15 protein-coding genes are annotated in these 13,810 nt (G+C 67.2%); 2 read left to right on the forward strand and 13 right to left on the reverse strand.

The genetic code is table 11. The annotated features are described in order from the left end of the window. Positions 1-4: 4 nt before the first annotated feature. The 6 genes from ACQ4LY_RS17560 to ACQ4LY_RS17585 form a co-directional block, all read right to left on the reverse strand. Positions 5-1,324 (reverse strand): citrate synthase, encoded by a 1,320-nt coding sequence (locus tag ACQ4LY_RS17560; protein ID WP_157534228.1) that lies wholly within the window; start codon positions 1,322-1,324, stop codon positions 5-7. Between the two features lie 144 nt (positions 1,325-1,468). Further along, positions 1,469-2,581: a succinyldiaminopimelate transaminase gene (gene dapC / locus ACQ4LY_RS17565; RefSeq protein WP_431073612.1), complete on the reverse strand. Its 1,113-nt coding sequence runs from the start codon at positions 2,579-2,581 to the stop codon at positions 1,469-1,471. Between the two features lie 3 nt (positions 2,582-2,584). Beyond that, positions 2,585-2,905 (reverse strand): ferredoxin, encoded by a 321-nt coding sequence (fdxA, locus tag ACQ4LY_RS17570; RefSeq protein WP_341956961.1) that lies wholly within the window; start codon positions 2,903-2,905, stop codon positions 2,585-2,587. A gap of 9 nt (positions 2,906-2,914) precedes the next feature. Continuing rightward, positions 2,915-3,391, reverse strand: coding sequence for a histidinol dehydrogenase (locus tag ACQ4LY_RS17575; RefSeq protein WP_431073614.1), 477 nt, complete (start codon positions 3,389-3,391; stop codon positions 2,915-2,917). Positions 3,392-3,444: 53 nt separating this feature from the next. Further along, positions 3,445-3,759 carry an AzlD domain-containing protein gene (locus tag ACQ4LY_RS17580; protein ID WP_431073616.1) on the reverse strand — a complete coding sequence of 105 codons (315 nt, stop codon included), beginning with the start codon at positions 3,757-3,759 and terminating at the stop codon, positions 3,445-3,447. Beyond that, positions 3,756-4,466 carry an AzlC family ABC transporter permease gene (locus ACQ4LY_RS17585; protein WP_431075719.1) on the reverse strand — a complete coding sequence of 237 codons (711 nt, stop codon included), beginning with the start codon at positions 4,464-4,466 and terminating at the stop codon, positions 3,756-3,758. Before ACQ4LY_RS17585 ends, ACQ4LY_RS17580 begins: the two co-directional genes overlap by 4 nt. Positions 4,467-4,559: 93 nt before the next feature. On the opposite strand from ACQ4LY_RS17585, the gene ACQ4LY_RS17590 reads away from it, so the two are divergent. After that, positions 4,560-5,108, forward strand: coding sequence for a helix-turn-helix domain-containing protein (locus ACQ4LY_RS17590; protein WP_120493244.1), 549 nt, complete (start codon positions 4,560-4,562; stop codon positions 5,106-5,108). 24 nt (positions 5,109-5,132) lie between these two features. Here the strand turns inward: ACQ4LY_RS17590 and ACQ4LY_RS17595 are convergent, their stop codons facing one another. The 3 genes from ACQ4LY_RS17595 to typA form a co-directional block, all read right to left on the reverse strand. Then, positions 5,133-5,423 carry a hypothetical protein gene (locus ACQ4LY_RS17595; RefSeq protein WP_431073618.1) on the reverse strand — a complete coding sequence of 97 codons (291 nt, stop codon included), beginning with the start codon at positions 5,421-5,423 and terminating at the stop codon, positions 5,133-5,135. Between the two features lie 354 nt (positions 5,424-5,777). Further along, positions 5,778-6,671 carry a phospholipase gene (locus ACQ4LY_RS17600; protein WP_431073620.1) on the reverse strand — a complete coding sequence of 298 codons (894 nt, stop codon included), beginning with the start codon at positions 6,669-6,671 and terminating at the stop codon, positions 5,778-5,780. Between the two features lie 164 nt (positions 6,672-6,835). Then, positions 6,836-8,749 carry a translational GTPase TypA gene (gene typA, locus ACQ4LY_RS17605; RefSeq protein ID WP_431073622.1) on the reverse strand — a complete coding sequence of 638 codons (1,914 nt, stop codon included), beginning with the start codon at positions 8,747-8,749 and terminating at the stop codon, positions 6,836-6,838. Positions 8,750-8,849: 100 nt separating this feature from the next. Here typA and ACQ4LY_RS17610 point away from each other — a divergent pair, with 100 nt between their 5' ends. Continuing rightward, positions 8,850-9,635 (forward strand): CPBP family intramembrane glutamic endopeptidase, encoded by a 786-nt coding sequence (locus ACQ4LY_RS17610; RefSeq protein WP_431073624.1) that lies wholly within the window; start codon positions 8,850-8,852, stop codon positions 9,633-9,635. Between the two features lie 24 nt (positions 9,636-9,659). On the opposite strand, the gene ACQ4LY_RS17615 is transcribed toward ACQ4LY_RS17610, so the two are convergent. Genes ACQ4LY_RS17615 through ACQ4LY_RS17630 form a run of 4 tightly spaced genes read right to left on the reverse strand, consistent with a single transcriptional unit; the run spans position 9,660 to position 13,759 of the window. Further along, positions 9,660-10,223, reverse strand: coding sequence for a PH domain-containing protein (locus ACQ4LY_RS17615; protein WP_431073626.1), 564 nt, complete (start codon positions 10,221-10,223; stop codon positions 9,660-9,662). Between the two features lie 2 nt (positions 10,224-10,225). Next, the gene (locus tag ACQ4LY_RS17620; protein WP_431073628.1) at positions 10,226-11,899 is read right to left on the reverse strand and encodes a dipeptide ABC transporter ATP-binding protein; all 1,674 of its coding nucleotides are present in this window, start codon (positions 11,897-11,899) and stop codon (positions 10,226-10,228) included. Further along, positions 11,896-12,840, reverse strand: coding sequence for an ABC transporter permease (locus tag ACQ4LY_RS17625; RefSeq protein ID WP_431073630.1), 945 nt, complete (start codon positions 12,838-12,840; stop codon positions 11,896-11,898). Before ACQ4LY_RS17625 ends, ACQ4LY_RS17620 begins: the two co-directional genes overlap by 4 nt. After that, positions 12,833-13,759, reverse strand: a complete 927-nt coding sequence (locus tag ACQ4LY_RS17630; RefSeq protein WP_056508779.1) for an ABC transporter permease — start codon at positions 13,757-13,759, stop codon at positions 12,833-12,835. Before ACQ4LY_RS17630 ends, ACQ4LY_RS17625 begins: the two co-directional genes overlap by 8 nt. Between the last annotated feature and the right edge of the window lie 51 nt (positions 13,760-13,810).

A 13,810-nucleotide genomic window follows, 5' to 3' on the forward strand; every position in this document is an offset into this window, starting at 1 on the left:
CGGATCAGCGGGTCTGGAAGGTGCGCTCGGGGGATCCCGTGTAGAGCTGCTGCGGGCGGCCGATCTTGGTCTGCGGGTCGAGCTGCAACTCGCGCCACTGTGCGAGCCAGCCCGGCAGGCGTCCGATAGCGAACAGCACGGTGAACATGCGCGTGGGGAACCCCATCGCCTTGTAGATCACGCCCGTGTAGAAATCGACGTTCGGGTACAGACGACGCTCCTTGAAGTAGTCGTCGGCGAGGGCGAGTTCCTCGAGCTCCTGCGCCAGGTCGAGCAGCGGGTCGGTGACGCCGAGCTCTGCGAGGACCTCGCCGGCCGCCTCCTTGACGAGCTTGGCGCGGGGGTCGTAGTTCTTGTAGACCCGGTGCCCGAAGCCCATCAGCTTCACGCCCTCTTCCTTGTTCTTCACCCGCTCGACGAAACGCGACACGCTCTGACCGGAGTCGCGGATCTGACCGAGCATGGTGAGGACGGCTTCGTTCGCGCCGCCGTGCAGCGGGCCCGAGAGCGCCTGGATGCCCGCGGAGATGGAGGCGAACTGGTTCGCGCCGGTGGACCCGACCAGACGCACGGTCGACGTCGAGGCGTTCTGCTCGTGGTCCTCATGCAGGATCAGCAGGAGCTCGAGCGCCTTCGACATGACCGGGTTGACCTGGTACTCCTCGGAGTGCACGCCGAAGTTGAGCTTGAGGAAGTTCTCCACGAACCCGAGAGAGTTGTCGGGGTAGAGGAACGCCTGACCGACGCTCTTCTTGTGCGCGTATGCCGCGATGACCGGCAGCTTGGCGAGCATGCGGATCATGTTGAGCTCGACGTGCTCGGGGTTGTGCGGGTCGGTCTGACCCTCGTAATAGGTCGACAGTGCGGCGACGGCCGACGACAGCACCGACATCGGGTGCGCCGTGTGCGGGAGAGCCGAGAAGAAGCGCTTCAGATCTTCGTGCAGCAGCGTGTGCCGACGGATCTTCTCGTCGAACTCTGCGAGCTCGGCGGCAGAAGGCAGCTCGCCGTAGATCAGGAGCCAGGCGACCTCGAGGTAGCTGGTCGAGCCCGCGAGCTGCTCGATCGGGTACCCGCGGTAGCGCAAGATCCCCTTGTCCCCGTCGATGAACGTGATCGCGGACTTCGTCGACGCCGTGTTGACGAACCCGTAGTCGAGTCCCGTATAACCGGTCTGGCGGGTCAGCGTCGAGAAGTCGATGCTGTCGGTTCCTGCCGTGCCGCGCACGAGCGGGAACTCCGCAGTGGTCTCGCCGATCGTCAGCTTCGCCGTCGCCTGCTGCTCTGCCGCTGCGCTCACGCGGGCCTCCTCATGGATCTTCATCAAGTCGGATGTGGCGATGTCACGGCGCTGTGCACCAGGTCGGATCGAGATCATCGATACATGACCGAATCGCCTTTACAGCCTAGTAGGCACACCGGCCTACTGTGACATCGGACAAAAGAAAGGCAATGGTAGGGAGAGAAGCTACAGAGCCTGCGCGTGCAGGCGCCGAGCACCCTCGGCTATTCGCTCGGACGGGGCCGTCAGAGCAAGACGCACGTGCTGCGTGGAGTGCGGCCCGTAGAAGGGGCCCGGGCCTGCGAGGATGCCGAGGTCGGCGAGCCGGGCGATGCTTGCCCACGCATCCTGCCCTTCGGTTGCCCACAGGTACAGCCCCGCCTCGGAGCCGTCGATGCGGAATCCCGCAGCCTCGAGCGCGGGGCGCAGGGTCTCGCGCCGGTGCCGGTACAGCTCCTTCTGCGCCGCGACATGCTCGTCGTCGCCGAGGGCGACGGCCATCGCATGCTGCACGGGCTCGGGCGGCATGAGACCGAGATGCTTGCGTGCCGTGAGCAGCTCGCCGACAATGCGCGCGCATCCGGCGACGAACGCTGCCCGGTAGCCGGCGAGGTTCGACTGCTTGCTCAGCGAGTACACACTGAGCAGATTCGCTCTGCTGCCGTCCGTCACGCGGGGATCGAGGATCGATGGAATGGGCTCGCTCGCCCAGCGACCGTCCCAGCCGAGTTCCGCATAACACTCATCGCTGGCGAGAACCGCGCCGATCTCACGCGCGCGGCGCACCGCTGCCGAGAGCTCGTCGACGGTCCACGTGCGTCCGTCGGGGTTTCCCGGGGTGTTGATCCAGATCAGCTTCACACCCTCGGGCCATTCGGCGGGGTCATCGGCGGCCAGAGGCGTGGCACCGACGACGCGAGCGCCGACCTCGTAGGTCGGGTAGGCGATGCGCGGGTGCACCACGATGTCGCCCTCCCCGAGACCCAGGAGGGTCGGCAGCAGCGCGACGAGCTCCTTCGAGCCGATCGTCGGAAGGACATTGGCCACGGTGAGGTCGGGCACTCCCCTGCGCCGCGCGTACCAGTCGACGATCGCCTCGCGGAGCGCCGGAGTCCCGACGGTCTGCGGGTAGGCGTGCGCGTCGGTTGCGTCGGACAGCGCCCGACGGATCAGCTCGGGCGTCGGATCGACGGGCGATCCCACGGAGAGATCGACGATGCCCTGGGGATGCAGGGCTGCGCGCTCACGGTACGGGACGACGGCATCCCAGGGGTAGTCTGCGAGGTCGCGGACGCTCACGGACTACTCGCCCTGGGGAGGGAGGGCTGTGATGATGGGGTGGTCGTGCGCGATGACGCCGACCTTCGCCGCACCACCGGGCGAGCCGACCTCGTCGAAGAACTCGACGTTGGCCTTGTAGTAGTCCTGCCACTCGTCGGGCAGATCGTCTTCGTAGTAGATCGCCTCGACGGGGCAGACCGGCTCGCAGGCGCCGCAGTCGACGCACTCGTCGGGATGGATGTACAGCGAGCGTTCGCCCTCGTAGATACAGTCAACGGGGCACTCGTCGATGCAGGCGCGATCCTTGACATCGACGCACGGAAGGGCGATCACATACGTCACCCCCTCAGTCTACGACTCGCGACCTGTCCGATCGCCCAGCGCGGGTCCTCGAGTGGGCGAAGCCGCGTCGTCGCCGTGCGGTCGGGCCTGCAGTGCAGCGGGCTCCGCCACGGCATCCGTGCGGACAGGCAGCCGAGAGAACGACGGCCACGCGACGGCGAGCAGTACGAGACCTGCGACCAGATAGATCCAGATGCGACCGCTGAGCGTGTCCTCGACCACGACGGATCCGCCGGGGCCGACGCCGGAGATGAGGACGAGCATCCCCAGCATCCCGAGACCGGCGGCGAGGGTCGCGCCCCGATCGTGGGTGAGCGCCCGGATCGCCACGAGGATCGCGCCGCAGGCGATGGCGCCGACGATGAGGCCCACGGGGATCGGCCCCCACGTCAGACTGTGGCCGATCGTGCCGGCCACGCCGAACACGCCGCCCACGAGGGCCGCCGCTATCCAGGAGAGCACCCGGGAGATCCATCCGATACGCACGAGACGATCCTACGCGCGGTCGCCCTGCGCCCGGATCATGCCGCGGTCCGGCGTCAGACCGCGAGACCGAGCAGACGCAGCAGAGCGGCCACTGCGGCCGCAGCGAAGACCACGACCAGGAACGACTGCCGCAGCCACAGCAGTCCCGCCGCGACGAGCAGCGCGGGCACTCGCGCATCCACGACGACGGCCTGCCCCGCCCCCAGGGTCTGCACCGCCACGAGTGCTGCAAGCAGGGCGACGGTGAGCAGATCCGAGATGCGCGCGGGTCGAGGCGCTTCCAGCACCCTCGGCGGCACCAGGTATCCGACGGCTTTGAGCGCGAGGCAGATCACCGCGGCCAGCAGGATCGCGCTCCAGACGCTCAACTGCCCACCCCCGGATCGTCAGGTCCGACCGGGGCGTCCCGACCGAGCCAGTCGAACCATCCGACGATGATCGCCACGACCGCGGCGACCAGCACCGGGAGCCCCGGCATGATGAACGGTGTGAGAGCCGCCGCCACGACCGCTGCCGCGACGCCGACGGCGATCGCCTGACGCTGCTTGAGCCGTGGCCACAGCAGAGCGAGAAAGGCCGCAGCAGCAGCGGCATCCAGTCCCCAGGTCTTCGGATCACCGAGCACATCACCCACCAGCGCTCCGATGAGGGTCGTGGCGTTCCATCCGACGAAGATGCCGATGCCCGTGACCCAGAAGCCCACTTGGCGAAGCCGCGGGTCGCTCTGCGAGATGGCGACCGCGGTCGACTCGTCGATCGTGAAATGCGCGGCGGCCACCCGCCGCGCAGGGGTCATGCCGACGATCGGCGACATCCGCATGCCGTAGGCGACATTGCGCACGCCGAGCAGCGCGGCCGAGGCGATGGCCGACGGCAGCGCGGCGAATCCCCCGGCGGCGAAGACACCGACGAAGGCGAACTGCGACCCGCCGGTGAACATCAGCAGGCTGAGCACGCAGGACTGCCAGACGTCGAGACCGGATGCCACGGCCAGCGCGCCGAACGAGATGCCGTAGGCGCTGGTGGCGAGCACGACGCCGAGCGCCTCACACCAGACCTCGCGCTCGGCGCTCATGAACGGGCCGTTCGATTCGGTGAACACACGCTCATCATTCTGAACAGTGCTCGATGGATAGTCAAGCGAACAATCGTTTGACATGATGAACGCATGGAGGATCTCCGCACCCGCATCGCCCGTACCCTGCGCCGAGAAAGAGAGGCCGCCGGACTGTCGGTCTCCGAGCTCGCCCGTCGCGCGGGGATCTCGAAGGCCACGGTCTCGCAGCTCGAGTCAGGTTCGGGCAACCCCAGCGTCGAGACCCTCTGGGCGCTGGGCGTCGCGCTGGGCGTGCCGTTCGCCGTCCTCGTCGATCAGCAGACCAACGCCCCCACCCTGATCCGTGCCGACGATCTCGCGGGCGTCCCCTCCTCCGCGGCGGCGTACAGCGCGACACTGCTCTCCGCCAGCCCGCCCGGGGCGCGTCGGGATGTCTACCTGATCCAGGCGGAGCCCGGAGATCCGAGACGCTCGGACCCGCATCATGCCGGGACGACGGAGCACGTGATCCTCATCTCCGGACAGGCGCAGATCGGACCCGCGGGCGAACCCGTGCTGCTGAACCCCGGCGACTATCTCTCCTATGCCGGCGACGCACCGCACGTGTTCGAGGCCACGGCGCCCGGAACCAGTGCCGTGCTCATCTCGGAGCTGCGCTGAGTTCAGGCTGAGGTCCCGCTGAGGTCAGTCGGTGTCCGTCGCCGGTGACGGATCGGGGATCTCGTCGGGCTTGTACTTCGGCAGACGAGACGCCGGGAGGATCGCCACGGCGCTGAGCCCCGCGAGCAGCAGCAGCCCGAGGCGCAGGGTGCCGAGGCGCGACTCCTCGTTGACCGCCACCGCGGCGTCGATCTGCGCGGGGGTCGCATCCGTCTGCTCGAGAGCCGCGCGGAGATCGTCGTTGCTGACGAAGTTCAGGTTGTCCATGTCGACCTGCGCCACTAGTGTGGGCGGCAGCTCAGGATGCTCCACCACCGCGCGACCGATGCTCAGGCCGAGCAGAGAGACGAGCAGCGCCCCTGCCAGGGCGGTTCCGACGGCCGACGCGAGGTTCTGGGTCGTTCCGCGGAGGGATCCGACGTCGCCCGCGAGCTCAGCGGGGGCTGCCGTGACCAGGACGTTGAAGACCAGAGCGTGACAACGCCGCGACGTCCATTCGTTCTCCTCGGATCCACGACCCCCCAGCCGTCACCGCTCAAGGTAGTGGCATCGCGTCGTGCTGCCTAGAGGCAGTTCCGATCGCATCGAGACGGCATGCGAAACGCCGAGACCCACCGCCGCATCCGGTGCGGGGTGGGTCTCGGCGGAGGCCTTCTACGGCGCGCGGGATCAGTACCAGTTCGACGCCTGCGAGTGGCCCCAGGCGCTGCAGGGTGCCCCGTATACGGAGTCGATGTAGCCCAGCCCCCAGGCGATCTGGGTGGCCGCATTGGTCTGCCAGTCACTTCCGGCGGAGGCCATCTTGCTTCCGGGAAGCGCCTGCGGGATGCCTGTGGCTCCCCCCGACGCGTTGTACGCCTGGTAGTTCCAGCCCGACTCCTTGGTCCAGAGCGAGTTGAGGCAGGAGAACTGGTCCTCGCCCCATCCGTACTTGTCGGCCATCATCTGGCGTGCGGTGGCCTTCGCGCCCTCGGGGGTGTTCGCCTGCGCCAGCGCGGCAGCCTCCGCCGCCGCCTGCTCGGCCGCAGCCTTGGCAGCGTCGTCGGCCGCCTTCTTCTCCTGCGCGGCGGTGAACGAGGCCTGCAGCGCGGCCGTGCCGGCGATGACCTCGTCGGTACCGGTGGAGGTCGCGACGGCGACGGAGGAGAGCAGGAGCGCGGACATGGAGTCGCGATCGCCGCTCAGGCGGTCGATGTCGGCGGCGAGCTCGTCGGTCGCGACCGACGAGGGGTCCGCGCCGAGGTCGAGACCCGAGGCCGCGACCTCGGCGTTGAGGGCGTCTGCCGCGGTCACGGCGTCCTCTGCCAGAGCGATCGTGATCGCCGAGTCGTCGGCGATCTTGGCCAGGGGCTCGCCGCCGGTCACGAACGAGGTCACCTCGGCGACAGCATCCGGCATCTCCGCCCCGGCAGCCGGGCCCGCCGCCATTCCGACGGTGACCGCGAGTCCGAGGACAGCACCCGCGACCGTACCGAAGATCAACTTGGGGCGGCGTGCGGTGACCGCGTTACGGGCGGACGCCGCCGCGTGGGCGCGCCGAAGCGCACGGGAGGTGTGAAGCATGGGTTCGACTTTCGGGTCGTCGTACGCCCGTCACAGGACACTCATCGGGAGATCGCCCCAGGCGCAAGGTAACGATTCTGCAACGGAGCACCTGGACGTTTCGTGAGAAAGGGGCCCTGCACCGCCGATTCCGGCAGTGCAGGGCCCCTTTTCTTAGACGATTCTCAGACGTTGGCGTCCTGGCGCTTCAGTCGAGCGGTCTCACGCGCACGGGTGTTCGCGTCGAGGTTCACCTTGCGGATGCGGACGACCTCGGGCGTGACCTCGACGCATTCGTCGTCGCGAGCGAACTCGAGGCTCTCTTCGAGCGTCAGCTGGCGCGGCGGCGTCATCGACTCGAAGGTGTCGGAGCTCGCCGCACGCATGTTGGTGAGCTTCTTCTCCTTGGTGATGTTGACGTCCATGTCGTCGGCGCGCGAGTTCTCGCCGATGACCATGCCCTCGTAGACCTCCTGCGTGGGCTGCACGAAGAACGACATGCGCTCCTGCAGGGCGATCATCGCGAACGGCGTGACGACACCCTGACGGTCGGCGACGATCGATCCGTTCTGACGGGTCGTGATGGAGCCGGCCCACGGCTCGTAGCCGTGCGAGATCGCGTTGGCGATACCCGTGCCACGTGTCGTGGTGAGGAACTCGCTGCGGAAGCCGATCAGACCGCGCGAGGGGACGATGAACTCCATGCGCACCCAACCGGTGCCGTGGTTGGTCATGTTCTCCATGCGGCCCTTGCGGTTCGCGAGAAGCTGCGTGATCGCGCCGAGGTGCTCCTCCGGCGTGTCGATCGTGAGGTGCTCGAACGGCTCGTAGGTCTTGCCGTCGATCTTCTTCGTGACCACCTGCGGCTTGCCGACGGTGAGCTCGAAGCCCTCACGGCGCATGTTCTCGACGAGGATCGCCAGAGCCAGCTCGCCGCGGCCCTGCACCTCCCACGCGTCGGGACGCCCGATGTCGACGACCTTGAGCGAGACGTTACCGATCAGCTCCTTGTCGAGACGGTCCTTGACCATGCGAGCGGTGAGCTTGTGACCCTTGACCTTGCCCATGAGCGGCGAGGTGTTGGTGCCGATCGTCATCGAGATGGCGGGGTCGTCGACCGTGATCGCAGGAAGTGGGCGGACGTCCTCGGGGTCGGCGATGGTCTCGCCGATCGTGATGTTCTCGAAGCCGGCGATGGCGACGATGTCGCCGGGGCCCGCCGAGTCGGCGGGGTAGCGCTCGAGCGCACGGGTCTTGAGCAGCTCCGTGATGCGCGCGTTCTGGTGCGTGCCGTCGGCACGGACCCAGGCGACGGTCTGGCCCTTCTTGAGCGTGCCGTTGAACACGCGCAGCAGCGCGAGGCGACCGAGGAAGGGGCTGGAGTCGAGGTTCGTGACCCAGGCCTGCAGCGGGTGCTCGTCGTCGTACGCCGGAGCGGGGACGTGCTCGAGGATCGCCTCGAAGAGCGGCTCGAGGTCGTCGTTGTCGGGCAGCGAACCGTCGGCGGGACGGTTCTGCGATGCCGCGCCGGCACGACCGGAGGCGTAGACCACCGGCACGTCGAGCAGCGCGTCGACGTCGAGGTCGGGCACGTCGTCGACGAGGTCGGAGGCGAGGCCCAGGAGCAGGTCGTGGGCTTCTTCCTCGACCTCGGCGATGCGAGCGTCGGGACGGTCGGTCTTGTTGACCAGGAGGATAACGGGGAGCTTGGACTCGAGAGCCTTGCGCAGCACGAAGCGCGTCTGCGGCAGCGGGCCCTCGCTCGCGTCGACCAGCAGGACGACACCGTCGACCATGGACAGGCCGCGCTCGACCTCACCACCGAAGTCGGCGTGACCCGGGGTGTCGATCACGTTGATCGTGATCTCCTTGCCCTGAGCATGCTTGCCCTTGTACGTGATCGCCGTGTTCTTGGCGAGGATCGTGATGCCCTTCTCACGCTCGAGGTCGTTCGAGTCCATGGCGCGCTCATCGACGTGGGCGTGTTCGCCGAACGAGCCCGTCTGACGCAGCATGGCGTCGACGAGAGTGGTCTTGCCGTGGTCGACGTGCGCGACGATTGCGACGTTGCGGAGGTCAGAGCGAAGGGCGTGCGCCATGCATATGTCCTAAAGAGTGTGGGGTTTTGCCGAGAAGCCGACGTTCCAGACTATCGTATTCGGGCGAGTCGTTCCTGAACGCCGAAGTACGATCGTGTGCGTGACCGATGTCGACCTCTCCCCCACTCCCTCTCGAAGTCGTCTGTGGTGGGAGATCGCGATCGTGCTGGCTCTCGGGCTCGGGCAGTCCGCGGTGTACGCGATCGTGCAGCTGGCCTACCGGCTCACCGACGAGACTCCTCTCGCAGATCAGACGGCCGCGCTCAATCCTTCGCGGAGCGATCGGGAGATCTTCGACCTGATCTATCAGATCCTCTCGATCGGATTCTCGATCGTCCCGGTGCTGCTGGTCTGCTTCCTGCTCTGGCAGTCGTCGAGGCCGCACCTCGGCAGGCTCGGCCTCGACGGGACCCGCGTGAGTGCCGACATCGGGCGGGGCGTGCTGCTCGTCGCGGCGATCGGCATCCCGGGCATCGGGCTCTACCTGGCCGGAAGAGCCATGGGAATCTTCGTCGCGGTCGACCCCTCAGGCCAGGGCGCCCACTGGTGGACCGTGCCGATCCTCCTTCTCGCGGCAGCCCGTGCATCGCTGCAGGAGGAGTTCGTGGTGCTGGGATATCTGTTCGCCCGCCTGAAGCAGCTCGGGTGGGGTCCGTGGACCATCATCCTGACGACGTCGCTGCTGCGCGCGAGCTACCACCTCTACCAGGGTCCTGGCGCCTTCATCGGCAACTTCGCGATGGGCCTGCTGTTCGGCTGGCTGTTCCAGCGCAGTGGCCGGCTCATGCCGTTCCTGGTGGCGCACTTCCTGATCGACGCGACCGTGTTCGTCGGCTACCCCTGGGCCGCTGACGCGTTCCCCGCGCTGTTCGGCCTTCCGGGCTGAGACGGCCAGGCCTCACGCACGCGCTCAGGCGCTGGCGATGACGACCGATACGACGGCCCAGAGCACGATCACACCGAGCGCGATGAGCGCCCGCGAATCCCAGGCGCGTCGGAGAGGAGCATCCGCCGTCGCCGGTGCGGCCTGCCACCGGTCGCGGATCTCGGTCAGGTCGCGAAGACCTGCCGGAGCCTTGGCCTCGTCGTCACCGCTCGTCGGGCGGCGGACGGGGCGCGCACGAGCGGGGCCGCCATAGCACGAGAGGTCGGTGCCGTCATCGAGGGAGAACACCAGCTGCCAGCGCAGGTCGATGTCGCGCACCCGACTCCAGCCGAACGACGTGCGGCGGAGCATGTTCTGCACGACGGCGCCCTGGGCGTCGACGCGTACGACCGAGACGAAAGCGATCTCGTAGACCACCCAGAGCCCCAGCAGCACCCACGGAGCGAGCAGCAGCATCTGTCCCCAGCCGGCGCGCACGACGGCGTCGCCCAGCAGGAAGAGCGCCAGCAGCGAGCAGAGGACGAGGGAGACAGGCCCGGAGGCCGCACGGAATGTCCGTGCGGCCTCCGGTCGAGGTTCGACGCTCACTCTCAGTGACCGCCGAGGGTGATCGATGCGCCCGGGATCGCCTTCAGCAGGCGATCCGTGTACTCCTGCTGCGGGTTGGCGAAGATCTCGTCGACAGTGCCCTGCTCGACGATCCTGCCCTTCTCCATGACGCACACGAGGTCGCTCGAGACACGGACGACCGCGAGGTCGTGCGTGATGAACAGATACGTGAGTCCGAGCTCCGACTGGAGCTCGGCCAGCAGCTGCAGGACCTGATCCTGCACCAGCACATCGAGCGCCGACACTGCCTCGTCGAGCACGATGATGTCGGGCTTGAGCGCGAGCGCACGGGCGATCGCCACGCGCTGACGCTGTCCGCCCGACAGCTCATTCGGATACCGCGTGGCGAGCACCCGTGGCAGCGAGACCTGATCCAGGAGCTCCTCGACGCGTTCGCGACGCGACGTGCGGTCGCCGACGCCGTGGATCTGCAGCGGTTCGGCGATCGTGTTGCCGATGTTGCGCAGCGGATCGAGCGATCCGTACGGGTCCTGGAACACCGGCTGCATGCGACGACGCAGGCCGAACGCCTGCGCGTTCGAGAGCTTCGACACATCCTGGCCGTCGATCTCGATGGTGCCACTGGTGGGCTCCTCGAGCTTCAACACCATCTTGGCGACCGTGGACTTGCCCGAGCCCGACTCGCCGACAAGAGCGAGGGTCTTGCCACGAGGGATCTCGAAGGACACGTCGTCGACCGCGCGGAACGCTTCGCTGCGGAAGTTCCCCTGACGGATCTTGTAGTCCTTCGTCAGCCCCGCGACACGCACGGTCGGCGGGATGGCGGAGAGGTCTTCGAGCGTCTCGATGCCCCGGTCCTCCACCACCGCCTGGATGCGCTGCGACGCCACGCTCGGCGCCGCCGACACGAGACGCTTGGTGTACGGGTGCTGCGGGTTCTCGAGGATCTCGCGGCTGGGACCCGCCTCGACGATGTTGCCGCCGTTCATCACGATGATCTTGTCGGCACGCTCTGCCGCGAGGCCGAGGTCGTGCGTGATCAGGAGCACCGAGGTGCCCTTGTCGCGAGTGAGCGAGGCCATGTGATCGAGGATCACGCGCTGCACCGTCACGTCGAGAGCCGAGGTCGGCTCGTCGGCGATGAGCAGCTTCGGGTCGGCCGCGAGGCCCATCCCGATCAGCGCACGCTGACGCATTCCTCCCGAGAACTGATGCGGGAACTGGTGCAGACGCTTCTCGGCGTCCGCGAGCCCTGCCTGCTGCAGCACCTCGACGGTGCGCGCCTTGGCCGCATCGCGCCCCTGGGCGATGCCGTTCGCACGGATCGCCTCCTTCACCTGGAAGCCGATGCTCCAGACGGGGTTGAGGTTCGACATCGGGTCCTGCGGCACGAAGCCGATGTCCCGACCGCGGACAGCTTCGATCTCACGACGGTTGAGAGTCGTGAGCTCGCGCCCCTCCAGGGTGATCGATCCAGCGGTGACCTGGCCGGTACCGGGCAGCAGATTCACGATGGCCGTGGCCGTCGTCGACTTTCCCGAGCCCGACTCGCCCACGATCGCAACCGTCTCGCCGGGCATGACATCGAAGCTGACTCCGTGGAGCACTTCGCGCAGGCCCTCCTGCGTGCGGAACGCGACGCTGAGATCGCGGATGCTCAGCAGCGGGACCTGTTCGGTGATTCGCTCGCTCATCGGCGTGCCCTCGCCTTCGGGTCGAGGGCGTCTCGGATGAGCTCGCCCAGGGTGACGAACGCCAGCACCGCGAGGGTGAGTGCGATCGACGGATAGATGAGCGCCATCGGCGCGACACGCAGCGATGCCTGCGCCTTGGCGATGTCGTTACCCCACGACATCACGTCGCTGCCGAGACCGACCCCGAGGAACGAGAGCGTCGCCTCAGCGACGATCGCTGCCGCGAGTCCGAGCGTCGACACCACGAGCAGCGGTGCGATCGCGTTCGGCACGACGTGGTTCAAGAGGATCTTGAACTTCGACTGGCCGAGCGCCTGGGATGCCATCACGAAGTCGGCCTGTCGTACGCGGAGCACCTCGGCTCGAACGACTCGCGCTGTCGAGGCCCACGCGAACGCGCCGATCGCGAACGCGAGAGTCCATACCGAACGTGCATCCCGGAACACGGTCATCACGACCACGGCCGCGAGGATGTAGGGGATCGCGAAGAAGATGTCACCGATGCGCGACAGCAGGCCGTCGAGCCATCCGCCGTAGAACCCCGCAAGGGCTCCCATGATCAGGCCGAGGACCGACGAGAGCACCGTGGCGATCAGGCCGACCGCCAGCGAGGTCTGGGATCCCCAGACGATGCGCGCGTAGATGTCGCAACCCTGGAAGGTGAACCCGAGAGGATGCCCGGCGGTCGGGCCGCCGTTGCTGTTGGACAGCTGGCAGTCGTCGTTCGGCGGTGTCGAGGTGAACAGCGTCGGCCACAGGGCCATCACCAGGAAGAAGACCGCGAGGGCGATGGAGAACCAGAACAGCGGACGGCGGCGCAGGTCGAACCAGGCATCCCTCCAGAGGTTGCTGGGCTTGTCGGAGATGCGGACGACGTCGACGGCGATCGACTCGGTCTCGACCGGGGCGACGTAGTGCTTCTGGGAGGTGGGATCAGGCATAGCGAATCCTCGGGTCGAGCAGACCGTAAAGAAGGTCGATGAGAAGGTTCACCAACACGTACAGGATGACGAACACCGTCACGAACGAGACGACCGTCGGGCCCTCGCCGCGCTGGATTGCCTGGAACAGGGTGTTGCCGACACCGGGCACGTTGAAGATGCCCTCGGTGACGGTCGCGCCGACGAGCAGCACACCGAAGTTCGTCGCGGAGTTGGTGATCACGGGGATCAGCGAGTTGCGCAGCACGTGCACGGGGAGCACGCGGTTGCGCGAGAGCCCCTTGCTGTAAGCGGTGCGCACCCAGTCCTGGTTCAGGGTCTCGATGACGGAGCTGCGCATCAGACGCATGCTCACGGCGTAGAGGCTGAAGCCGAGCACGATGGCTGGAAGCCAGAGCCCACCCCAGTCGTTGTCCGCGCCCACCGTGGGTTTGAACCATCCGAGTTGGATCGCCAGGAAGTACTGAGCGAGGAAGGCGACCACGAAGATCGGTATCGCGATCGCGACGAGCGCCACGATCAAAGACACGTTGTCGAACAGCTTGCCCTTGCGGAGGGCAGAGATCGTTCCGATGATGATCGCCAGCACGAACTCGATGGCGATCGCCATCACGGCCAGTCGTCCTGTGACCGGAAGCGTGGCGGCGAGGACCGCCGACACCGGTCGACCGGAATACGTGGTGCCCAGGTCTCCCTGGAAAACACCGGTGATGTAGTACCAGTACTGCACGATGAACGGGTCGTTCAGGTGGTACTGCTCCCGCAGCTGGTTGACGACCGCCGGACTCGGCGTCTTGTCGCCGAACAGGGCGAGGATCGGGTCGCCGGGCATGGCGAACACCAGGAAGTAAATGAGCAGGGTGGCTCCGAAGAAGACCGGGATCACCTGCAGAAGACGCCTCAGAATGTAACCGAGCATCCGCTAGTCCCTTCTTAGAGGGGAAAGAAAGCTACGTGAACACAAGCCTGT

The organism is Microbacterium phyllosphaerae (assembly GCF_050628115.1).
Taxonomy (GTDB): Bacteria; Actinomycetota; Actinomycetes; order Actinomycetales; family Microbacteriaceae; genus Microbacterium; species Microbacterium phyllosphaerae_A.

Excerpts from the sequence above, each read along its gene's own strand:
- ACQ4LY_RS17630 (WP_056508779.1), bottom strand. The coding sequence starts at position 13,759 with ATGCTCGGTTACATTCTGAGGCGTCTTCTGCAGGTGATCCCGGTCTTC.
- ACQ4LY_RS17625 (WP_431073630.1), bottom strand. The coding sequence starts at position 12,840 with ATGCCTGATCCCACCTCCCAGAAGCACTACGTCGCCCCGGTCGAGACC.
- ACQ4LY_RS17590 (WP_120493244.1), top strand. The coding sequence starts at position 4,560 with ATGGAGGATCTCCGCACCCGCATCGCCCGTACCCTGCGCCGAGAAAGA.
- ACQ4LY_RS17600 (WP_431073620.1), bottom strand. The coding sequence starts at position 6,671 with ATGCTTCACACCTCCCGTGCGCTTCGGCGCGCCCACGCGGCGGCGTCC.
- ACQ4LY_RS17560 (WP_157534228.1), bottom strand. The coding sequence starts at position 1,324 with ATGAAGATCCATGAGGAGGCCCGCGTGAGCGCAGCGGCAGAGCAGCAG.
- ACQ4LY_RS17620 (WP_431073628.1), bottom strand. The coding sequence starts at position 11,899 with ATGAGCGAGCGAATCACCGAACAGGTCCCGCTGCTGAGCATCCGCGAT.
- ACQ4LY_RS17585 (WP_431075719.1), bottom strand. The coding sequence starts at position 4,466 with ATGAGCGCCGAGCGCGAGGTCTGGTGTGAGGCGCTCGGCGTCGTGCTC.
- typA (WP_431073622.1), bottom strand. The coding sequence starts at position 8,749 with ATGGCGCACGCCCTTCGCTCTGACCTCCGCAACGTCGCAATCGTCGCG.